This window comes from Pseudoalteromonas sp. G5_S1_14_S5 (genome assembly GCF_054968605.1).
Genome location: NZ_JBQKUM010000019.1, coordinates 1 through 22,608, shown reverse-complemented (window position 1 = coordinate 22,608; position 22,608 = coordinate 1). Strand labels below are relative to the sequence as shown.

20 protein-coding genes are annotated in these 22,608 nt (G+C 44.9%); 13 read left to right on the top strand and 7 right to left on the bottom strand.

The window, feature by feature from the left end:
- Positions 1-34: 34 nt before the first annotated feature.
- A complete protein-coding gene (locus tag ACTRWI_RS07910; protein ID WP_499130347.1) occupies positions 35-868 on the top strand; it encodes a carbon-nitrogen hydrolase family protein in 834 nt (277 codons plus the stop codon).
- Positions 869-887: 19 nt separating this feature from the next.
- Positions 888-2,333, top strand: a complete 1,446-nt coding sequence (gene tldD / locus ACTRWI_RS07905; protein ID WP_499130345.1) for a metalloprotease TldD — start codon at positions 888-890, stop codon at positions 2,331-2,333.
- Positions 2,334-2,437: 104 nt separating this feature from the next.
- On the opposite strand, the gene ACTRWI_RS07900 is transcribed toward tldD, so the two are convergent.
- The gene (locus tag ACTRWI_RS07900) at positions 2,438-3,817 is read right to left on the bottom strand and encodes a PhoH family protein (protein ID WP_499130343.1); all 1,380 of its coding nucleotides are present in this window, start codon (positions 3,815-3,817) and stop codon (positions 2,438-2,440) included.
- Positions 3,818-4,281: 464 nt separating this feature from the next.
- Between ACTRWI_RS07900 and rapA the strand changes: the two genes are divergently transcribed.
- Complete coding sequence (gene rapA / locus ACTRWI_RS07895; protein WP_499130341.1) at positions 4,282-7,191, top strand: RNA polymerase-associated protein RapA; 2,910 nt, start codon at positions 4,282-4,284, stop codon at positions 7,189-7,191.
- 88 nt (positions 7,192-7,279) lie between these two features.
- Here the strand turns inward: rapA and ACTRWI_RS07890 are convergent, their stop codons facing one another.
- On the bottom strand, positions 7,280-8,551 hold the full coding sequence (locus ACTRWI_RS07890; RefSeq protein WP_499130340.1) for an NRAMP family divalent metal transporter: 1,272 nt from the start codon (positions 8,549-8,551) through the stop codon (positions 7,280-7,282).
- 158 nt (positions 8,552-8,709) lie between these two features.
- Between ACTRWI_RS07890 and ACTRWI_RS07885 the strand changes: the two genes are divergently transcribed.
- Complete coding sequence (locus ACTRWI_RS07885) at positions 8,710-9,444, top strand: pseudouridine synthase (RefSeq protein WP_499130339.1); 735 nt, start codon at positions 8,710-8,712, stop codon at positions 9,442-9,444.
- 36 nt (positions 9,445-9,480) lie between these two features.
- A complete protein-coding gene (locus tag ACTRWI_RS07880; protein ID WP_499130337.1) occupies positions 9,481-10,443 on the top strand; it encodes a D-2-hydroxyacid dehydrogenase in 963 nt (320 codons plus the stop codon).
- Positions 10,444-10,527: 84 nt separating this feature from the next.
- Here the strand turns inward: ACTRWI_RS07880 and ACTRWI_RS07875 are convergent, their stop codons facing one another.
- From ACTRWI_RS07875 to argR, 4 genes are all read right to left on the bottom strand, one after another.
- Positions 10,528-10,965 carry a universal stress protein gene (locus tag ACTRWI_RS07875; RefSeq protein ID WP_499130336.1) on the bottom strand — a complete coding sequence of 146 codons (438 nt, stop codon included), beginning with the start codon at positions 10,963-10,965 and terminating at the stop codon, positions 10,528-10,530.
- Positions 10,966-11,069: 104 nt separating this feature from the next.
- Positions 11,070-13,649, bottom strand: coding sequence for a TRAP transporter permease (locus tag ACTRWI_RS07870; RefSeq protein ID WP_499130334.1), 2,580 nt, complete (start codon positions 13,647-13,649; stop codon positions 11,070-11,072).
- Positions 13,650-13,905: 256 nt separating this feature from the next.
- Positions 13,906-14,874 carry a TAXI family TRAP transporter solute-binding subunit gene (locus ACTRWI_RS07865; protein ID WP_004740828.1) on the bottom strand — a complete coding sequence of 323 codons (969 nt, stop codon included), beginning with the start codon at positions 14,872-14,874 and terminating at the stop codon, positions 13,906-13,908.
- Positions 14,875-15,217: 343 nt separating this feature from the next.
- Positions 15,218-15,688 carry a transcriptional regulator ArgR gene (gene argR, locus ACTRWI_RS07860; protein ID WP_004740827.1) on the bottom strand — a complete coding sequence of 157 codons (471 nt, stop codon included), beginning with the start codon at positions 15,686-15,688 and terminating at the stop codon, positions 15,218-15,220.
- 332 nt (positions 15,689-16,020) lie between these two features.
- On the opposite strand from argR, the gene mdh reads away from it, so the two are divergent.
- Entirely contained in the window at positions 16,021-16,956 is a 936-nt protein-coding gene (mdh, locus tag ACTRWI_RS07855; RefSeq protein WP_499130330.1) for a malate dehydrogenase, read from the top strand.
- 127 nt (positions 16,957-17,083) lie between these two features.
- Positions 17,084-17,275 (top strand): hypothetical protein, encoded by a 192-nt coding sequence (locus ACTRWI_RS07850; RefSeq protein WP_499130328.1) that lies wholly within the window; start codon positions 17,084-17,086, stop codon positions 17,273-17,275.
- A 92-nt stretch (positions 17,276-17,367) separates the two neighbouring features.
- Here the strand turns inward: ACTRWI_RS07850 and ispB are convergent, their stop codons facing one another.
- Complete coding sequence (gene ispB / locus ACTRWI_RS07845; protein ID WP_499130326.1) at positions 17,368-18,339, bottom strand: octaprenyl diphosphate synthase; 972 nt, start codon at positions 18,337-18,339, stop codon at positions 17,368-17,370.
- Between the two features lie 267 nt (positions 18,340-18,606).
- Here ispB and rplU point away from each other — a divergent pair, with 267 nt between their 5' ends.
- From rplU to folA, 6 genes are all read left to right on the top strand, one after another.
- The gene (rplU, locus tag ACTRWI_RS07840) at positions 18,607-18,918 is read left to right on the top strand and encodes a 50S ribosomal protein L21 (protein WP_004740823.1); all 312 of its coding nucleotides are present in this window, start codon (positions 18,607-18,609) and stop codon (positions 18,916-18,918) included.
- 19 nt (positions 18,919-18,937) lie between these two features.
- Positions 18,938-19,195: a 50S ribosomal protein L27 gene (rpmA, locus tag ACTRWI_RS07835; protein ID WP_004735905.1), complete on the top strand. Its 258-nt coding sequence runs from the start codon at positions 18,938-18,940 to the stop codon at positions 19,193-19,195.
- Positions 19,196-19,462: 267 nt separating this feature from the next.
- Positions 19,463-20,635: an Obg family GTPase CgtA gene (gene cgtA, locus ACTRWI_RS07830; protein ID WP_102424975.1), complete on the top strand. Its 1,173-nt coding sequence runs from the start codon at positions 19,463-19,465 to the stop codon at positions 20,633-20,635.
- A gap of 123 nt (positions 20,636-20,758) precedes the next feature.
- The gene (locus ACTRWI_RS07825) at positions 20,759-21,526 is read left to right on the top strand and encodes a threonine/serine exporter family protein (RefSeq protein WP_499130322.1); all 768 of its coding nucleotides are present in this window, start codon (positions 20,759-20,761) and stop codon (positions 21,524-21,526) included.
- The gene (locus ACTRWI_RS07820) at positions 21,526-21,999 is read left to right on the top strand and encodes a threonine/serine exporter family protein (RefSeq protein ID WP_499130320.1); all 474 of its coding nucleotides are present in this window, start codon (positions 21,526-21,528) and stop codon (positions 21,997-21,999) included. The genes ACTRWI_RS07825 and ACTRWI_RS07820 overlap by 1 nt, the downstream gene beginning before the upstream one ends.
- A gap of 39 nt (positions 22,000-22,038) precedes the next feature.
- Complete coding sequence (gene folA / locus ACTRWI_RS07815) at positions 22,039-22,518, top strand: type 3 dihydrofolate reductase (protein ID WP_499130319.1); 480 nt, start codon at positions 22,039-22,041, stop codon at positions 22,516-22,518.
- Positions 22,519-22,608: the final 90 nt, after the last annotated feature.

Below are 22,608 nucleotides of genomic sequence, written 5' to 3'. Positions count from 1 at the left end.
TAATATACAGATAAATAGTAATTTCTGAATCATAATGAGTGGAGAAGCAGTGCACATGGATTGTGTTGGTTTGATTCAAATGACTTCGGGCCCTGACCCTGACAGTAACCTGGATTATCTCGCCAAAGAGGTAGCCAAGTGTAAAGTGTTAGGGGCTAAATGGGTTTTGTGTCCAGAGAATGCATTGGTATTCGGTAGCAAAGCGGATTATCACCAGTATGCCGAGCTATTGAATGATGGCCCATTGCAGAAGAAACTGGCTGAGTTAGCCAAGCTTCATCGCATTTGGATCATTGTGGGCAGTATGCCGATAAGCACAGCGAAGGGTGTCACTACTACGACCCTGGTGATTGATGACTTTGGCAGCTTAGTGGCTCACTATGACAAGCTACACATGTTCGATGTGGACGTCGCCGATGCCCACAAGTGTTATCGAGAGTCTGATATTTTCACTTCGGGTAACCGAGTTGTGACAACGGAAACGCCTTTTGGTCACTTAGGTTTAAGTATTTGTTATGATGTGCGCTTTCCTCACTTGTATTCAGAGTTACGCAAGCAAGGCGCGCAGATCATAGTGGTACCAGCCGCGTTTACTGCAGTAACCGGTCAGGCGCATTGGGAAGCACTGTTAAGATGCCGGGCAATCGAAACACAATCGTGGATTGTTGCGGTAGGGCAAGGTGGTAAGCATCCTTGCCAAAGAGAAACATGGGGACACTCTATGGTGGTTGATCCCTGGGGAAGAGTGGTCGCACAGTTAGACCAAGATCCTAAAAGTATGGTAGTCGAGATAGACACATCCAGTTGTGAATCCATTAGGCAAAATATGCCAATCACACAACACACTCGATTTACCAATCAATTTTAATTACAAACAAGAGCCATCTATGAGCATTAATCAAATTGAAGAAGCGCTACTGAACCCAACAGGGCTTACGGAGCAAAATATCGCAGATACATTGGCGAGCATTGCTACCCGCCAAATTGATTATGCTGATATCTACTTTCAGTCAAGCTGGCACGAATCTTTAGTGCTAGAAGACAGCATCATCAAAGACGGCTCTTTCAATATCGATTGCGGTGTGGGTGTTCGTGCAGTATCTGGCGAAAAGACTGGCTTTGCTTATTCTGACCAAATTCAACTCGATGGTCTAAAGCAAAGTGCGATTGCAGCTCGTGGTATCGCGAAGCAAGGTCAAAACGGTAAGGTACAAGCCTTCAAACGCAACGCTAACCAAACCTACTATGATGCAGTAAACCCTTTAGCAAGCTGGGAAAAACAGCAAAAAACAGAACTTCTTAAGTCACTGGACGCTTACATTCGTACTAAGGAACCTATGGTTACTGAAGTATCGGTAAGCCTAAGTGGTGTGCATGAGCAGATGCTGGTTGCTGCGACGGATGGCACTTACGCTGGCGATATTCGTCCGCTTGTTCGTCTATCAATCAGTGTACTTGCGCAGAAAGGCGATCGCCGTGAGCGTGGTAGTGCTGGTGGTGGTGGCCGTTTTGGTTACGACTTCTTCCTAAGTGATGACAAAGGTACTCAAGTTGCTTACCAATTTGCTGATGAAGCGATTCGCCAAGCGCTTGTTAACCTTGAAGCAGTTGCTGCGCCTGCTGGTGCAATGCCTGTGGTTCTTGGTTCTGGCTGGCCGGGCGTTTTACTACACGAAGCGGTAGGTCACGGTTTAGAGGGCGACTTCAACCGTAAAGAGTCTTCAGTATTCTCTGGTAAAGTTGGTGAACAGGTGACTTCAAGCCTATGTACGATTATCGATGACGGTACATTGACTGACCTTCGTGGTTCATTGAACGTGGATGATGAAGGTGTTAACGGTCAGTACAACACGTTGATCGAAAACGGCATCTTAAAAGGTTACATGCAAGACAAGCTGAATGCTCGTCTAATGGGTGTTGCACCAACAGGTAACGGTCGTCGTGAGTCTTATGCGCACCTTCCAATGCCACGTATGACGAACACATACATGCTACCGGGTGAACACACACCTGAAGAGATCATCGCGACAGTAGATAAAGGTATTTATGCACCAAACTTCGGCGGCGGTCAGGTTGATATTACGTCTGGTAAGTTTGTGTTCTCGGCTTCTGAAGCTTACATGATTGAAAACGGTAAGATCACTCACCCAGTGAAGGGTGCAACGTTGATCGGCTCTGGTATTGAAGCGATGCAGCAAGTGTCTATGGTGGGTAATGATCTAAGCATCGACCGTGGTGTGGGTGTGTGTGGTAAGGCTGGTCAAAGTGTGCCTGTAGGTGTTGGTCAACCAACATTGAAGCTAGATTCGTTAACGGTTGGTGGTACTGAGTAAATCAGGCCTGCTGCAGCAACGTTAGCACAAAGATAGAGTTGAAAAGCGCCTCCATTGTGAGGCGCTTTTTGTTTTTAAAGGAGGGTGAGTAATAGCAAAAAGGATTACATGTTCTCTTCGGCAAACTCTGCCAGTCGGCTACGTACCACACCATTGAGGTGGATATTGGCACTGCCTTCGAAGTTTTTAAAACGCTCAACCATGTAGGTTAAACCTGAAGTAACAGGGGTTAAGTAAGAAGAATCTATCTGCGCTAGGTTACCTGAGCAGACAATCTTGGTCCCTTCACCACAACGGGTGATGATGGTTTTGATTTGTGATGCGGTGAGGTTCTGACACTCATCGAGAAGCACAAACGCATTTTGGATGGAACGGCCGCGCATGAAGTTGATCGATTTAAACTGGATATTGGCTTTATCACAGATGTACTTCAGTGACCCTTCGGTGCAGTGGTCATTTTTGTGCAGCGCTTCCAGTGTGTCGGTCACGGCAGCCAACCAAGGCAGCATCTTTTCTTCCTCAGTACCCGGAAGGAAACCAATAGACTCACCAATGTCAGGCGTGTTTCGGGTTACGATGATCTTATCGAACTGTTTGCGTTCTATAGTTTGCTCAAGCGCTGCGGCCATGGCGAGCAGTGTTTTACCACTACCGGCCGCGCCAGTTAGGATCACCAGGTCAATATCTGGGTCGAGGAGCGCATCAATTGCCATACCCTGATAAATATTCTTGGGTGTGATGTCCCAGGCTCTGCGATTCATTAAGCGTTCACGGCTTAAGTCTCTGAGTGTGACGGTTTCGGTATCAATCTCTTCAATTCTTGCTGCAAAGTCACTCTCTTCATCAATCACATATTGATTAAGGAAGGTGGGTTCGAAAGGCTCTCTTGCTAGCGTATGGAAGGTTTTGCCAGCTAGAGTTTTACTTTCTACATTGTCGATACCATCCCAAAATTCCCCCTCAAGTTGTTGGAAACCTTTAGTGAGGTATTGGATATCATCGATGAGTTGGTCGGTTTGATAATCTTCAACGAAACGTACGCCCGCCCCTTTTGCACGTAAACGCATGTTGATGTCTTTGGTGATGAGAACCACTTCGCGTGGCGCGCGTTTATTTTGAAGGTAAAGTACAGCGTTGAGAATTCGATTATCGCCAGCCTTGTCGTCGGCAAAGGCTTTGATGCTCTCTTGAAGTTCGTAATCGGCGAGTATTGAGATACTGCCTGAGGCCTTGATGTCTTTAGTAAAAGGGATACCTTCCGAGATTTGGTCTGGTGTGGCTTCCCTGAATAAATCTTCGAGAGTTCGAATCGCAATTCTTGCATCTCTTGCAACGTCCCTCTTACTGTCTTTGATTCTGTCTAGTTCCTCTAGCACTGTCATGGGGATAACGACATCGTGCTCTTGGAAAGAAAATATAGCGAAGGGTTCGTGAAGTAGGATATTGGTGTCTAAAACAAATAGCTTCCGGTTGGTCTCGCCCATAGCATCTCCTTGCCGCGTACGGCTTGCTTTGCATCGATTGAACGTAGATTAAGCTCACTTAAAGGTTAGTCTCTCATTCTGGTGATAGTCAACTGCTCACCTAAAGTTCAACGAGAGAAATATTGCCATATTGTGATCGGTGAACATGGCGTGTTCACTAACGCCAGCAATCTACGACCAATAGGTTAACCATGTTTTTTTGACAGTTTGATTGCATTGGCGAAAACAGAAAAAAAGCATGAAATCATCTCCTTTAGGCGTGACCTAAATCACAGCATCGAGTAAGATTAGCGACCTTTTTCTGCACCATTTTCTCGAGATATTTATTATCTAGAGCGCACTTAAAAAGTGGCTGCAAACTAGGCATTTTTGGCTATATTTTTAGTTCAAGAGCGGTAAGGTTCTTGTTTCAAATATCAGTTAAAAAGGTCAAATTCCAACTATAATATTGAGGTAGTCGATTCATGACATTTGCTTTGGGGCAACGCTGGATAAGCGATACGGAGAGCGATTTAGGTTTAGGTACCGTTGTAGCAATGGATGCTCGCACAGTAACACTAATGTTTGCAGCATCAGAAGAAAACCGTGTGTATGCACGTACGGATGCTCCCGTAACCCGAGTAACGTTTAATGTAGGCGATGTCATCGAATGCCAAGAAGGTTGGTCTCTATCTGTCGAAGAAGTAATCGAAGATAAAGGGCTGCTGACCTACTTAGGTACACGTGAAGATACTCAAGAATCAGAAGTGACTCTGCGTGAAATCTTCTTAAGCAATCAGATTCGTTTTAATAAGCCACAAGACAAACTGTACGCAGGTCAAATCGACCGTATGGATAATTTTGTGTTGCGTTACCGTGCACTAAGTAATCAATACCAACAGCACAAGAGCCCCATGCGTGGCTTGTGTGGCATGCGTGCTGGCCTAATTCCTCACCAGTTGTACATCGCTCATGAAGTGGGGCGTCGTCATGCGCCACGTGTTTTATTAGCTGATGAAGTTGGTCTAGGTAAAACCATCGAAGCGGGTATGATCATTCACCAGCAGGTGTTGTCTGGTCGTGCGGAACGTATTCTGATTGTGGTACCTGAAACACTACAACACCAATGGCTAGTTGAGATGATGCGTCGTTTCAATCTGCACTTTTCTATCTTTGATGAAGAGCGTTGTATTGAAGCCTTTGCAGAATCAGATAATCCATTTGATACTCAGCAATACGTTCTGTGTTCGTTAGATTTCTTACGTAAGAGCCGCAAGCGCTATGAGCAAGCACTTGAAGGTGAGTGGGATCTATTGGTTGTCGATGAAGCGCACCACCTTGAGTGGAGCCAAGACAAACCAAGCCGTGAATACCAAGTGGTAGAAGGCTTGGCAGAAAATACTTCTGGTGTGCTTTTGCTTACTGCGACCCCTGAGCAACTGGGCCGTGAGAGTCACTTTGCACGTCTGCGTCTACTGGACCCTGACCGTTTCTACGATTACGAAGCGTTTGTTGAAGAAGAAGATCAATATGCACCGGTTGCTGATGCTGTTACCGCACTGTTCTCAGGCGTGAAGCTTGAAGACAGCGCGAAGAATCAGATTACGGAACTGCTTTCTGAACAAGATGTTGAGCCTCTGTTCCGTGTTATCGAAGGTGACAGCAGCGAAGAAGAGCAAGCATTAGCTCGCCAAGAACTGATTGATAACCTTATGGATCGCCATGGTACTGGTCGCGTTCTATTTAGAAACACACGTGCTGCTATCAAAGGCTTCCCTAAACGTAACGTGAACTTACTGCCGATGGATATTCCAACGCAGTACACCACGTCGATGCGTGTATCAGGCATGATCGGTGGCAAGATGGCACCAGAAGCTCGTGCGATGAAGATGCTTTATCCAGAAGAGATCTTCCAAGAGTTTGAAGGTGAAGACTCAAGCTGGTGGCAGTTCGATTCACGTGTTAACTGGCTGATTGAAAAGATCCAAGACAAGCGTAGCGAAAAGATCCTAGTGATCGCATCGCGTGCAAGTACGGCGCTTCAATTAGAACAGGCACTGCGTGAGCGTGAAGGTGTACGTGCAACTGTATTCCACGAAGGCATGTCGATTCTAGAGCGTGATAAAGCAGCGGCTTATTTTGCTCAAGAAGAGGGCGGTGCTCAGGTTCTTATCTGTAGTGAAATCGGTTCTGAGGGCCGTAACTTCCAGTTTGCTAATCAATTAGTGATGTTTGACCTTCCATTCAACCCAGACTTGCTTGAGCAACGCATTGGTCGTTTGGATCGTATCGGTCAACAGCGTGATATCGATATTCATGTTCCTTATCTGAAAGGTACATCACAAGCGATCCTGGCGCGTTGGTTTGATGAAGGCTTGAATGCATTTGCGGAAACTTGCCCAACTGGTCGCACGGTTTATGACAAGTATTCAGACGTGCTTATTGAAATGCTGGCTTCTGGTAACACAGAACAGCTTGATGAAGTGATCGAAGAATCAGCTAAGCTAAACCAAAGCCTAAAAGCGGATCTAGAAAAAGGCCGAGATCGCCTACTAGAGATGCACTCAAACGGCGGCGACAAAGCGCACGAGATTGCACAGAAGATCGCATCAACCGATGGCGACACTAACCTAGTTACTTTTGCGTTGAGCTTGTTTGACACCATTGGTTTGAACCAAGACGACAAAGGTGAAAATGCGTTAGTCGTAACGCCATCTGAGCACATGATGGTACCAAGCTACCCAGGCTTACCTTATGAAGGTGCAACTATCACATTCGACCGTGATACCGCACTTTCTCGTGAAGACATGAACTTCATTAGCTGGGAACACCCAATGATTCAAGGTGGTATTGATTTACTACTTAGCGAAGGGGTGGGTACTTCTGCGGTATCACTACTTAAGAACAAAGCGCTACCGGTCGGCACGATCTTGCTTGAATTAGTTTACCTGGTGGATGCACAAGCACCAAAACGCAGTGGTCTCAGCCAGTTCTTACCTAAGACTCCGATTCGTTTGATGATGGATGGCCGTGGTAACGACCTATCTGCTCAGGTTGAATTTGATAGCTTTAACCGCCAGTTGAGCCCGGTGAACCGTCATCTAGCAAGTAAGTTAGTTAACTCGGTACAAGGCGAAATTCACAAGCTAATCGAAGCGGGTGAGGCACAAGTTCTTCCTAAAGTGGAAGAAGTGCGTCAGCAAGCGCAAAGAGATATGCAGACAAACCTGAATGGTGAATTAGAGCGTCTACAAGCATTGAAAGCGGTGAACCCAAATATTCGTGATGAAGAGCTAGAAGTGATCGAAGCTCAGATTAACGAACTGACAGGCTATATCAGCAAAGCTCAGGTTCAACTAGACTCGCTACGCCTGATTGTGGTTTCTCATAACTAACATCAGCTAGTCAGTGAACAACAAATAAGGCCTTCATCATGAAGGCCTTATTTTTATCTCGAGTTTGTAGATGGTGATGATTGGATAGTTACATCAACCATTTCCACCAAACAAATACTGCCAAGAAACCGAACAAGTAAACTAGGCCTGCGACAGACAACCATTTTAGTTTGCTGCCAATGGCTAGCGCTTCTGGAAGCTTAGCTTTGTTCACCAAGGTGAAGTTAAGCAGAGCGAAGAACGGCGTCGTAGCGAAAGCAAGTACCATTGCGAAATCTAGCATAGGCATCAACGCTGCGCTAAAGAACATCACAATCGCGAGTGCAGCGATAGAGACAATGATGATCCAACCTTGCAGCATGCGCGGGCTCGACTCTTTGTTGAGTAACAGACGTTGTGATTCAGCAAGTACACGAGAGTAGCCGTCGATAACCGTAATCGTGCTACCAAAGATACAGAAGAAAGCGATAATGGCGATGAGTGGGCGCGACCATTCGCCAATGGTCGACGCGTAAATACCAACTAACTGGTGAGTAAAGCCCACACCAGATCGAGACAGTTCTACGCCTGAACCGTGAAGTACGAGGGCACCCAAAGCGACAAACACTAACGCAAGCAATGCAGTACCAATGTAGCCGACGTTGAAATCGAATAAGGCAGATTGAGCTGTGACTTCTTGCTTCTCTTTTTGGCTTTTTAGCCACATAGAAGTGATGCTTGAAATCTCGATAGGGGCAGGCATCCAACCCATGGTCACCACGATAAAACCAATAGCAGCCAATGACCAAGGTGATGGAGGGACAAAAGCAGCATCCGGTTCGACAGGTGAGCCAATAGCGATTGCGACGGCGGCCAGAGTGGTGATCGTTAGGATCGCCATGATCGTTTTTGAAAGGGTGTCCAGAGCACGGTAATGCCCTGTAAATAAGATGATCAAGCAGGTCGCAAGTACGATCATACAAAGCGTGCTGGTTGCTAACTCAAAAGGAATGAAGTAGCTAAGCAAACTCGCACTAAACAGCAGAAGTGCGGCTGTGTTTACGACGGCTGAAATAGCACTCAGTATCGAAAAGATCACTAGGTAAGGGCGGCCTAGGTTTGAGTAACCCTCAACCAAGCTTTGTCCTGTACCAAGCGTGTATTGGATACCGGCACGAAAGAATGGGTACTTGAATAGGTTTACTAGAATGATTAGAGCTGCCAGTTGCCAACCATAGATGGCTCCAGCTTTAGTTGAGGCGACTAAGTGTGAACCGCCGACAGCAGCAGCGGCCATCATAATACCTGGGCCAAGAGACTTGATTAAACTGGATAGGGGAGCTGAGGTTTTTGTTGTGGTTGTTTTAACCGTACTGTCCATCATTGTTCCTTTGATGTTGACTTGTTATTTTCCGTTACCCTATCAATACCATGTTTTGTAAAATCGTCAACTTTTATGTACAAAAATATTAAAGATTGTATTTATTAATAAACGAATTAACTGTGAATTATTTTTTCACTAGTAAATAAGAGGCTTTAATGGCGCTAGAGCAGTACACACCACCACGCGAACCTTGGATTGATATTGTTTATCAAGATGGTGATATTTTGGTGGTGAACAAGCCTGCGGGGTTACTTTCAGTACCGGGTAGGTTGCCAGAGCATTACGACAGCATGTGGAGTCGTTTGGTGGAGGAGTTCACTGATATTCAAGTGGTGCACCGTTTGGATATGTCGACCTCAGGCTTGATGTTGTTGGCTAAGCATAAACCTGCAGAACGTCACTTGAAGAAGCAGTTCCAATATCGCCTGACGCACAAACTGTATTACGCACGCGTATGGGGAGCGGTTGAGCACAAAGAAGGTGTGATCGATCTACCACTCATCTGTGATTGGCCAAATCGCCCGAAGCAGAAAGTCTGTTTTGAAGACGGTAAACCATCACTGACTCGTTATGTGGTAGAACAGCAAGAACCCCAAACGACTTTACTGAAGTTACTTCCAATTACCGGGCGTTCTCACCAATTGAGAGTGCACTGCATGGAAATAGGCGCACCTATTGTAGGCGATGAGTTTTACGCAACACCAGAAGCATTTGAGTACAGTGAGAGGCTAGCTTTACATGCGTGTGAGCTGAGCTTTTATCATCCAGCAAATAATCAGCTGTTCAAAGCCTTTGTTCCCTGTGACTTTTATCCTCAAGCATCTCCACAAATCGAACAGCACTTTGAAATTGCGCCTGAGCTTCCAGACTACAGTAAGCTAAAAGCTTAAAATGGATGGATTCATAGGTTTAACCAAGGAAGAAGAATGCCAACGTTGAAAGTTGTGTTTCTCGACAGAGCGACCATCCCGTCTCAAATTCATTTAAAACCACTGAGTTTTGAGCATGAATGGGTAGAGCATGACTTCACTGCTCCTGAGCAAGTATCGGAGCGAGTTGAAGAAGCTGATGTGGTGATCACTAACAAGGTAGTGCTCAATGAGTCGAATCTCGCTGGTGCGAAAAAACTCAAGTTGATCGCAGTTTCAGCGACCGGTGTCAATAATGTCGATGTGGAATACTGCAAATCTAAAAACATTGCAGTGACAAACGTGCAAGGCTACGCAACTCAATCGGTTCCTGAACATGTCATCGCAATGCTGTTTGCACTTAAACGAAACCTTGTTGGCTATCATAAAGATATTGAGGCGGGCGAGTGGCAAACGGACAAGCAGTTCTGTTTCTTTACTTATCCGATTCAAGATGTGGCTGGTAGTACATTGGGTTTAATGGGCGGTGGCAGTTTAGGTCAAGCCACCGCAATATTAGCCAAAGCAATCGGTATGAAGGTTATGTTTGCTGAACGGAAAGGGGCGGATTCTTGTCGAGAAGGGTATCTGCCTTTTGATACGGTATTACAGCAAGCGGATGCGATCAGCCTGCATTGCCCGTTGACTGATGCGACCCAAAATTTAATTTCAGAGAGAGAGCTCACAATGATGAAACCGAGCGCAGTCTTAATCAATACCGGGCGCGGAGGTCTAGTAGATGAACAGGCCTTGATTGAAGCTCTGAAGAACAATCACATTGCTGGAGCGGGCATGGATGTGTTTACTCAAGAGCCAGCCGACAACTCAAATCCACTGTTGGCCAATAGCCATTTGCCAAACTTGCTACTCACACCACATGTAGCGTGGGGTAGTGACAGCTCTATTCAAAAACTGTCTGATATCTTAATGGATAATATTGATGGCTTTATTGCGGGTCGTCCGAAAAACATAGTGAACTGACTCTAAAGCTATGTAGCATGAGTTAAAAACAAAAAAGGTTGGCGTGTAGGCCAACCTTTTTAAATTGTATATCGACTAAATGACTTAACCTTGCGGTTTAACTACCAATACATTTATTGGTGAGTTCTGAACTACTTTGCTTGCAACCGAGCCAAGTACCACTTTGTCGATTTTTGAACGCTTATGGCTAGGGATTACAATAAGGTCAGCGCCAAGCTTTTCTGCGTAATCAAGAATCGTCGCGTAGGTTTTACCCTCAGCAACATGAACTTTGTAAACCACTTCATCGTCGATGTGTTTGTCGGCGAACTCTTTCAGCTGATTTTTAACATCCAGCTTCATTTGATTCGCAGCATCTTTCGGGAAGTAAGATGCCACCATCGACATGTGAATGCCTGGTAGTACGTTCAGAATGTGGATTTCAGCATTGCTGTGTTTTGCGTGCCATACCGCCAGCTCGACTGCCTTATTAGAAAAGCCTTTGTCATTAAGGTCAACAGGAACAAGGATTTGTTTATACATGTATTTGTCTCTTTTTAATCAGTGCCAAGTTCTCACTTAGCACTGTAATTATCCTTTCCATGTAATAAAGCCAAATAGCGCTAAGTACTACTCAGCCTTATCCATTACGCGCTAATCTCATCCTTACGAGCACGTCTTCTTTGATTCATCGCTAAACCAATCAAAATGATAAGAGCTGGTAAGAATACCCACTCTTTCATTGGTCGATCTGCATCTTGGATAACGGATTTGATTTCCCAATCGAAATCAATACCAGCTGCTTCTGCTGGGCTACCGAACTCAACCATATCAACAATCATCTTGCCTTCTGATTCTGTCAGCATTAGACCCATAGAGGCAATACGATCTTCACTTGAGGTCGCAGAGTCTTCAAACGGTAGGCGAACAGTCTTTTCAGAATAGTCACCTTCTAAGTTTTCTCCACCCACTCTTAGTTCAAGTGATTGTCCCACATCCAGTTTTTCTGTGATTTGAGCAATCTCAGCTCCAGGTGAAAGAACTTTCTCTGGGTAAATCATGTCCCACCAGAAGCCCGGGCGGAAGAAAGTGAAGGTTAATGCAATCAGCAGTACCGTTTCCCACCACTTGTTCTTAGTGAACCACCAACCTTGTGTTGCAGCTGCGAAGATAAGTACCGCAGTTACAGATGAGAAGATAGTTAGCGCTAAGTGCCACCAAGAATCAATGCCCATCAGCAGTAGCTGAGTATTGAAGATGAACATGAATGGCAAGATGGCAGTACGGATATCGTAGGTGAAGCCTTGGATACCAGTTCGAATTGGGTCTGATTTGGCAATTGCCGCTGCAGCAAAGGCCGCAAGACCTACCGGAGGCGTATCATCCGCAAGAATACCGAAGTAGAACACGAATAAGTGCACCGCAATCAGTGGGATGATAAGACCGTGTGCTGCACCTAGGGTCACAATTACTGGTGCCATCAATGTCGATACAACGATGTAGTTTGCTGTGGTTGGCAAGCCCATACCTAGGATCAAGCTGATTACCGCAGTGAATAGCAGCATAAGGATAATGCTACCGCCTGAGATAAACTCAACGAAGTCAGTCATTACAAGACCGATACCCGTCAGCGTCACCACACCTACAACAGTACCAGCCGCCGCTGTCGCCACACCGATACCGATCATGTTACGTGCACCTGACACCAAGCTTTCAGCCAGATCAACGAAACCAGCTTTGGTTTGTTCTGCAAGATCGTCTGATTTGTTCATCAAAGTCATTAAAGGACGCTGGGTGATCAAGATAAAGATCATGAACACTGTTGCCCAGAATGCAGATAAGCCTGGTGAGAACCGTTCAACTGTCAGACACCAAACTAGTACGACGATAGGTAGTAGGAAGTGTAAACCTGATTTAATCGTTGGGCCTGGATCCGGAACTTCTTTTAGATCCGCATCGATCTCCATACCGCCTTCTGCTGAGTATTTAGCAGAAACGCGAACAAGAGCGATATAAGCAATCAACAGAGCAACAGTAACGATTGGTGTTGCTGCTTCGCCAAAGGCATCTTTCGTCCAACCCACACCGTAGTAAACCGCGGCACTGATAACACACAGACCTAAAATGGTCCCTGTGAAAGAGAGTAGGCTTTGTACAATAGTTGGCGTGTGACGACGAGGTAGGCCAGTCATGCCTGCTTTGCATGCTTCTAGGTGAACAATGTAAATCAGAGCGACGTAAGAGATAAGAGCTGGTAGTAGTGCCGCTTTGATTACTTCTACATATGAGATACCTACATATTCTACCATTAGGAATGCCGCAGCACCCATGATAGGCGGTGTAAGCTGACCATTGGTTGAAGCCGCAACCTCTACCGCGCCTGCTTTTGTACCAGGGAAACCAACACGTTTCATCAGTGGAATAGTGAAGGTACCAGTGGTTACCACGTTAGCAATCGAAGAGCCAGAAACAAGGCCAGATAAGCCTGATGCAACAACGGCTGCTTTCGCAGGACCGCCTTTCATGTGGCCAAGTAGAGAGAATGCGACCTTGATGAAGTAAGCACCTGCACCCGCACGTTCAAGCATTGCACCGAACAGTACAAACATGAATACGAATGACGTTGAAACGCCCAGAGCGACACCGAATACACCTTCTGTTGTTAGCCACAAGTGCGACATTGCCTTGTTCAGACTCGCACCTTTGTGGGCGATAACATCTGGCATGTGTGGGCCACCAAAGGTGTAAAGTAGGAATACTGCTGCCACAACCATAAGAGGTGGACCTAAAGCGCGTCGTGTTGCTTCAAGCAGTAGAACCATACCAAATACAGCGGCAACAATATCGAATGTTGTTGGAGCACCTGAACGGCCAGCAAGCTCTGTATAGAAAATATAGATATAAGAAGCTGAAAAACTACCTGCAAGCGCTAATATCCAGTCGACTGCTGGGATGTAGTCCCGTGGCGAGTTCTTCATAGCTGGATAAGCGGTAAATGCTAGGAAAATAGCAAAGGTAAGGTGAATTGCTCGAGCTTCGGTGTCGTTTAAAATTCCGAAGTTAAAAATGAACGGCAGCGGAGATGCATACCAAAGTTGGAACAGTGACCAACATAGAGGCACAAACCATAAAATACGGCCTTGGATACCGCGAGGGCTACGCGCACCAGTGTCTGATTGTGCCACCATTTCTTGCACATCTGGAGACGGTGATGTTGTCTGCGTCATGTACTTTATCCTTATTATTGATGGTCTGCCTTTCTTACGAACATCGAGACGTTATTTCTTTCCTATCTAGTGTAGTGAATCGATAGGGAAATGCGTTTTTTTGTTCGTCTTTGTCTTAGGCTTGATAACGAAGGTAAGTTCGCCAAATTGGAGAAGCTTAAAGGTTTGCTCTTTTCACTTAAGTTATTTTTATAAAACGTGAAAAGCCAATAAGGAGGGCCAACCTCCTTATTGGTGTAGTAGGCTTAAAGTAGAATTACTTTAGAAGGCCCACTTCTTTGTAGTATTTTTCTGCACCTGGATGTAGAGGGATAGAGATACCCGCTTTCACCATGTCTTCTTTCTTCAGGTTAGCAAATGCTGGGTGCAGGCGTTTGAAAGTGTCAAAGTTTTCAAATACTGCCTTAGCAACGTTGTATGCTACTTCATCAGAAACGTCAGAAGTGGTTACCATAGTTGCTGCAACACCGAAGCTATTTACGTCAGCATCCGTACCACGGTACATGCCCGCAGGAACTGTGCTGTATGCGTAGTATGGGTTTTCAGCTACGATTTTGTCGATTTGTGGACCAGTTGCTGAAACCAGTTTTGCATCACAAGATGTTGTTGCTTCTTTGATTGATCCGTTCGGGTGACCAACCATGTAGATGAATGCGTCAATCTTGTTATCACAAAGTGCTTGTGAACGCTCAGAACCTTTAAGCTCAGAGGCTAGCTTGAAGCTGTCATTCGTCCAACCCATCGCGTCCATTACAACGCCCATAGTTGCACGGTCACCCGAGCCTGGGTTACCAATGTTTACACGCTTGCCTGCTAGGTCAGCAACATTGTTGATACCAGAATCGGTACGAGCGATGATGTTGAACGGTTCTGTATGTAGAGAGAACATCGCGCGAAGTTTCTTGTATTCGCCCTGATCTTTGAACTTACTTGTACCGTTGTAGCCATGGTATTGCCAGTCAGACTGAACAACACCGAAATCTAGTTCACCAGCACGGATGGTGTTAACGTTGTAGATTGAACCACCAGTAGACTCTACAGAACAACGAATGTTGTGGTCTTTGCGGCCTTTGTTCACTAGTTTACAAATCGCACCACCAGTCGGGTAGTAAACACCCGTAACTGAACCAGTACCAATTGTGATGAACTCTTGAGCGTTAACAGCGCCAGCGCCCATTACAGCAGCTGCAATAGCACCAACTTTGATAAGTTTGGTAAATGCCATGAATTTCCCTTCCTTTATTCATTATTAACCCGGAAACAAGTGTAGTTGTTTCTGGAGTTTCCTATTTGGAAACGGCACCTTTTTCAATCCATGTGATGAAAAAGTGTCTGAATAATATCAAAAATTGGCAGAAAATTACTCGAATGTTAAAAGATATAGCTAAAAAATATAACAAATGATGCCTGGATCTTGTATTTAATTCGCTACTGAGTTTTTTAAAATCAATGGTTTAGTACTGCTTTGTGGGCGTGGTGGGAGATATTCTAGGATGTGATTTGGATCACGAAGCAAATAGATATTCGTGATCCATTTATACGGTTGATAATTATGAAACTATGAGCAATTATCCTGCGTATTCAAATAGCTCACAGACTGAGTCAAACAGCTGCTTTGTCGTAACGGATAACGTAGGAGTAATGAAGATCGTATCATCACCTGCGACTACGCCCAGTATGCCCTCCGATTTACCCAACGAGTCTAGTAGGCGAGCAATCAGTTGTGCAGCGCCAGGGCCTGTGTGTATCACAACTAACGCATTGTTGTGGTCAATATCTAGGACAAGCTCTCTTAAAGAGCTTGAAACCGTTGGAACCCCCAGTTCTGCAGGAAGACAGTAAACCATCTCCATTTTTGCGTTACGAGTTCGAACCGCGCCAAACTTAGTTAACATACGCGAGACTTTAGACTGGTTGATGCTTTCAAAGCCTTCATGCTTCAAAGCATCAACAATTTCGCCTTGTGAGCCAAAACGTTCTTCTTTTAGTAGCGCTTTAAAAGCACGAACTAAGTTGTCTTGTTTTTCTGTATTGCGCATATGTCATTCTTATTCATTAACAAAGATGTTTGCATATTCTCGCATACATATTCAATTTTAGCCAAAACAACCCGGTAATTTGTTAGTCATATCACTGTAAATATTTAATAGAATAATGTGTTATTTGCAACGACTTATTTTGTTATTTCAGTCGATTATCGCCATAATGCGAACTTGCTGTGTAGCACGGTTTTACTGACTTGCGCGAAGTCGCAAAGCTGGCGTTAATTGATTGTAATCACTTTGTGATTAATATAGTTTTTTAACTTTAAATTAGCTCAAGAATCACCCTACCAAGAATTTATAAGAGAAAGCTCTCAAGGAGAATAACAATGAAAGTAGCTGTTATTGGTGCCGCTGGTGGCATCGGTCAAGCCCTAGCCCTACTACTTAAGAATCGCCTACCTGCCGGTTCAGATCTTGCACTTTACGATATCGCACCGGTAACTCCGGGTGTTGCAGCTGATCTTAGCCACATCCCAACACCTGTTTCGATCAAAGGTTACGCGGGTGAAGATCCAACACCTGCACTAGAAGGTGCGGATGTTGTACTTATCTCTGCGGGCGTTGCTCGTAAGCCTGGTATGGATCGTGCGGATCTTTTCAATGTGAATGCTGGCATTGTTAAGTCTCTTGCAGAGAAGATTGCTGTTGTATGTCCAAAAGCTTGTGTTGGTATTATTACTAACCCGGTAAACACTACAGTGCCGATCGCTGCTGAAGTTCTTAAGAAAGCGGGCGTATACGACAAACGTCGTTTATTCGGTGTTACTACTCTGGATGTGATTCGTTCTGAAACTTTTGTTGCTGAGCTAAAAGACAAAGATCCAGGCGACATTCGCGTTCCTGTTATCGGTGGCCACTCTGGTGTGACTATTCTTCCTCTTCTTTCTCAAGTCGAAGGTGTAGAGTTCACTGATGAAGAAATCGCAGCACTAACGACTCGTATCCAAAATGCAGGTACTGAAGTTGTAGAAGCGAAAGCGGGCGGCGGTAGTGCAACACTATCTATGGGCCAAGCAGCTTGTCGTTTCGGTCTTGCTCTAGTGAAAGCACTACAAGGTGAAGAGAACGTAATCGAGTGTGCATATGTTGAAGGTGAAGGCGATCACGCACCATTCTTCGCTCAACCAGTTAAGCTGGGTAAAGAGGGCGTAGAAGCGATTCTTAGCTACGGTGAATTGAGCGATTTCGAACGCAATGCTCTAGACAGCATGCTTGAAACGCTAAATGGTGATATCGAGATAGGTGTTGAATTCGCTAAGTAAGCGAGATACGACTCATTTAGCCAAATAGATATAACAAAAGCCGGCCTTATAGGTCGGCTTTTTTGATCTTTTCATCTCAATGTGCGTATTAAAGTAAGTGTCAGTTCACTTTGTGAAGGAAATGATGATGGAAGCAAATCAAATTCGTAAAGGTCTAGTAGTAGAGTGTCAGCAAGGAGTAGGAACTATCTTGGTAGTTGACCAAGAAGCCGAAACGGTGTTGTTGGCTAAGCAGGGCTCGGAAGAGCAATTAGCGGTAAGCTTTGATGAGATCGAAGATAACCCTCAACTACATGGAAATTGCGACAAGTACTATTAGTTTGAACATTCACCCAGCTATCGACAAACAACAGACAACAAAAAGGAAGAGCGCAGCTCTTCCTTTTTACTTTAGGGTATTTCTATTCAGCCTTAGCTAGTTCGCTTCACTGCCATGTGAGCAAGAGTAACCAACGCTTGCTTATAATCGGATTCAGGCAGTACAGTCAGTTCAGTAATCGCCTTATCAGCTTCTTCGTAAGCTTTGTTGGTGGTGTACTCTAACGAACCTGTCTCTTCCATAGCGGCAAGAATATCGTTGAGCTTGTCCATACCGTTGGCTTTTTCAATCGCTTCACGAATCATACTTGCTTGCTCAGGAGAACCATTGTGCATGGCGTATAGAAGTGGCAAGGTCGGTTTGCCTTCTGCTAGATCGTCACCAACGTTCTTACCCATCTCTTTATCATCTGCGGTGTAATCCATCACATCATCAATCAGCTGGAATGCAGTACCTAGGTATTTACCATAGTTTTGCATTGCCGTTTCGATCTCTGGTGACGACTCAGTCAGAATTGCACCAATTTGAGTTGCGGCTTCAAACAAGCGAGCTGTCTTCGAGTAGATAACTTGCATGTAGCTTTCTTCAGTGGTGTCTGGGTTGTTGCAGTTCATTAATTGTTGAACTTCACCTTCAGCAATCACGTTTACCGCTTTACTCATTAACTCGAGGATCTTTAAAGATCCTAGCGTAGTCATCATTTGGAATGAGCGTGTATAAATAAAGTCACCAACCAAAACACTGGCAGCATTACCAAAGGCTGCGTTGGCGGTTGCTTTACCACGTCTCATGTCTGATTCGTCGACAACATCGTCATGAAGCAGAGTCGCAGTATGAATAAACTCAATAAAGGCTGCAGAGGTGATATGCGCTTCACCTTGATAACCAAGAGCGCGAGCAGATAAAAGGGTAAGCAAAGGACGCAGGCGTTTACCACCGCCGCTAACGATATAAAAACCAAGCTGGTTGATTAAACTTACGTCAGAATTAAGTTGGGCTTGAATTGTTTCATTCACTTTTGCCATATCATTGGCAGTAAGCGTTTGGATAGCTTTAAAATCCATTGTTCATCCGGCTGAGGTTAGACCCTGTAAGGTTTATGCGTTGTATTAATTGTTGAATAATACACTAAAAAACGTTGATTAATACATCGCTTAAGGGCATGATTGCCGCACTTTTCTTTGGCGAACAGGTTTTCGCCAATTTTTTAAAAATATGGCTTGTCATAGCGCCATGATTCCCGTAGAATCTGCGCCCTATTGATTAGTTTAGCGCACACCCGAGTTGTACAAATAACAACCATAGGCTGTGCGGAAAAAGCGGAGTAAAATATGTACGCTGTTTTCCAATCTGGTGGCAAACAACACCGAGTAAGCGAAGGTCAAACTCTTCGTTTAGAGAAATTAGACGTTGAAACTGGTGCAACTGTAGAATTTGATAAAGTTCTTCTTGTTGCTAACGGCGAAGAAATCGCTGTTGGTGCACCTCTTGTTGAAGGTGGTAAGGTTACTGCGGAAGTAGTACAACACGGTCGTGGCGATAAAGTAAAAATCGTTAAGTTCCGTCGTCGTAAGCACTCTCGTAAGCAAGCTGGTCACCGTCAGTGGTTCACAGAAGTGAAAATCACTGGCATTAACGCTTAAGTATTAGGAGAGTTTAACAATGGCACATAAAAAAGCTGGCGGTTCTACTAATAACGGCCGCGATTCAGAAAGCAAACGTCTTGGTGTTAAGCGTTTCGGTGGCGAATCTGTTCTTGCAGGTAACATCATCGTACGTCAACGTGGTACTAAGTTCCACGCTGGTACAAACGTTGGCATCGGTAAAGACCACACTCTTTTCGCTCTTACTGAAGGTAAAGTGAAATTTGCTGTTAAAGGTCCTAAAAACCGTAAGTTCGTAAGCATCGAAGCTGAGTAATTTAATCTTTAGTTAGATTATATTTATAGCTTTAAAGCTGAATTCAAAAGCCCTGCCGATTCGGCAGGGTTTTTTATTTATAACGAGAATAAAAAAGTAGACGCTCTTGTTTAAGCTTTAACAAGTCCAAAGCAAAGAACCTCTCCTTATTTGTTCCTTGGTTGCAGGTCGGCCTAGATCTTAGGTGATCGATCTAAACTCGGATCTGCTAGAATTTATATCACTCCTTGATGAGTGGTAACGCAACGTAAGTGCGGAGTTAAAAAAATGAAATTCGTTGATGAAGCGGTAGTAAAAATAGAAGCCGGTGATGGCGGTAATGGTACAGTGAGCTTTTGGCGCGAAAAGTTCGTCGCTAAAGGTGGTCCTGATGGCGGTGACGGCGGTGACGGCGGTGACGTTTACATCCAAGCTGATGAAAACTTAAATACACTAATCGATTACCGTTTCCAACGTTTTTACAGCGCAGAGCGTGGTGAAAACGGTCGCGGTGGTAACTGTACGGGTAAACGTGGTAAAGACATCACGTTAAAAGTGCCTGTAGGTACTCGTGCTGTTGATATCCATACTAATGAAATCGTTGCTGAAGTTGCTGAGCACGGCAAGAAGGTAATGGTTGGTAAAGGTGGTTGGCACGGTCTTGGTAACACACGTTTTAAATCGTCTGTTAACCGCGCTCCTCGTCAAAAGACAATGGGTACTAAAGGTGAAGTTCGTGAATTACGTTTAGAGCTTCTTCTACTTGCTGACGTTGGTATGCTTGGTCTACCAAATGCAGGTAAGTCTACCTTTATCCGCTCTGTTTCTGCAGCGAAACCAAAAGTAGCTGACTACCCGTTTACAACCTTGATCCCAAGTTTGGGTGTGGTGAGCGTGGTTCCTGAGAAGAGCTTTGTTGTTGCCGATATCCCGGGTCTGATCGAAGGCGCTGCTGATGGCGCTGGTCTTGGTATCCGCTTCTTGAAACACCTTGAGCGTTGTCGTGTTCTTCTACACATGATCGATATCATGCCGATCGACGGTTCTGATCCTATTCAGAATGCACTAACGATCATTGATGAGCTTGAGCAGTACAGTGAAAAAGTGGCACAAAAACCTCGTTGGTTAGTGTTCAACAAAGTTGACCTAATGCCAGAAGAAGAAGCAGACGAAAAGATTCAAGAAATCATCGATGCTTTAGGTTGGGAAGACGAGTACTTCAAGATCTCTGCAGTGAACAAGCTAGGCACTAAAGAGCTTTGCTTTAAGCTTGGTGAGTTCATGGAGAACCTACCACGTGAAGTGGAAGAAGTTGCAGAAGAAGAAAAAGTCGACTTTATGTGGGATGACTACCATAAAGATGCGATGAGCGGCAAAAATGTCGTTACCGAAGATGATGACGATTGGGATGATTGGGACGACGAAGAAGATGACGGCCACGTTATCTACGTTCGTGACTAATTGAGCCTATTAGATAAAAACCGCAATTAATATTGCGGTTTTTTTGTATCTAAATCATGGACAGAGTTTTATTGTTAAAGCAAAATTTACCTCTTAAGTATTAACGCCAATGGGAAGGAAGTCATGGCATCAAAACAAAGAGCGATCTCAAGGCTCGTTGCTCAGTCAGGGCAAATGCTATTAACGCACGGCGCGGAAAGCGCATTAGTTGGCGACATCATGCGCCGTATTGGTATTGCTTGTGGAGTTGATGAGGTCGAGGTTGCGCTGTCTGCTAATGCGCTTGTTGTGACGACAGTAATGAGTGATCACTGTATTACGACCACGCGAAGCTGCGTAGATCGTGGTATCAATATGCAAGTGATCACTAACATTCAGCGAGTGTGTATCATGATGGAGAAAGGGATCATCGATTATGGACTCGCGTATAAAAAAATCCAAAACATCAGTCCTAAGCGCTACAACCGTTGGTTAGTCGTTGTGATGATCGGCCTATCTTGTGCTTCTTTTAGTCGGCTTGCTGGCGGTGATTGGCAGGTGTTCATGATGACCTTTATTGCTTCTGCCTGTGGCATGACCGTCAGGCAAGAGATTGGTCATCGCCATTTTAATCCACTGTTAAACTTTGCGATCACAGCTTTTGTTACCACGACTATCTCTGCCCAAGCCGTCCTCTACAATATTGGTGGCCAGCCAACCATCGTAATGGCTTCATCGGTATTGATGCTCGTACCTGGTTTCCCACTGATTAATTCAGTTGCAGACATGCTCAAAGGTCACATCAATATGGGGTTGGCTCGCTTTACCATGGCAAGCTTACTTACTTTGGCGACTAGCTTAGGCATTGTTGCTGCGATGAGCCTATCTGGTGTTTGGGGGTGGGCGAGCTAATGAGTATCTTCGAGCTGTTTTTAGGCTTACTCAACGATATGTTTTTCGCAGCGATTCCGGCTGTTGGATTCGCATTGGTGTTTAACGTTCCGCAACGCGCTTTAATTTATTGTGCACTCGGCGGCTCTATCGGTCACGGTAGCCGTTACTTGATGATGTACTTTGGGATTCCAATTGAATGGGCAACCTTCTTCGCCGCAACAGTGGTTGGTCTCATAGGTGTGCATTGGTCTCATAAGCTGTTGGCTCATCCCAAGGTATTTACAGTCGCGGCTCTGATTCCTATGGTGCCGGGTGTATTTGCCTTCAAGGCAATGATTGCCATGGTTGAGATTAATAGGGCAGGGTATACTCCCGAACTTCTAGCGATGTTGATGGAGAATTTTTTGAAATCGATGTTCATTATCGCTGGGCTAGCGGTTGGCTTAGCTGTACCTGGACTGCTATTCTACCGACGCAGACCTATCGTCTAGCATCATCTTTCTCTCAGTTAAGGACAGGACTTTCGATTTATGATCATCAGTATGATTGCAGCAATGGCCAATAACCGTGTAATAGGTAAAGATAATCAGATGCCGTGGCACTTGCCTGCGGACTTCGCATGGTTCAAACGCTCAACGATGGGTAAACCTGTAGTCATGGGCCGTAAAACCTATGATTCGATCGGTCGTCCTCTACCTGGTCGATTGAACATTGTTATTAGCCGTGATGCGAACTTGGAAATTGATGGTGTGACAACGGTTACCTCAATTGATAAAGCTCTGGAGTTAGTCTGCGATATTGAAGAGGTGATGATCATCGGTGGTGGTTCAATCTATGAAAGCTGCCTACCAAAAGCTGACAAGCTGTACCTGACTTATATCGATTTTGACGTTGATGGTGATACTCAATTCCCAGATTGGGGAGAAGGTTGGAAGCAGAGCTTTAGCGATACGTATCAAGCGGATGAGAAAAACAAACACAATATGGAGTTTGTGATCCTCGAGCGCTAACTATGATGAAAATAGTTCGGCTCTGAATAATGCTTGCGCTATCGTCCCAGCTAGCGCAAGCTTGTCGTATGTCGTATGTCGTATGTCGTA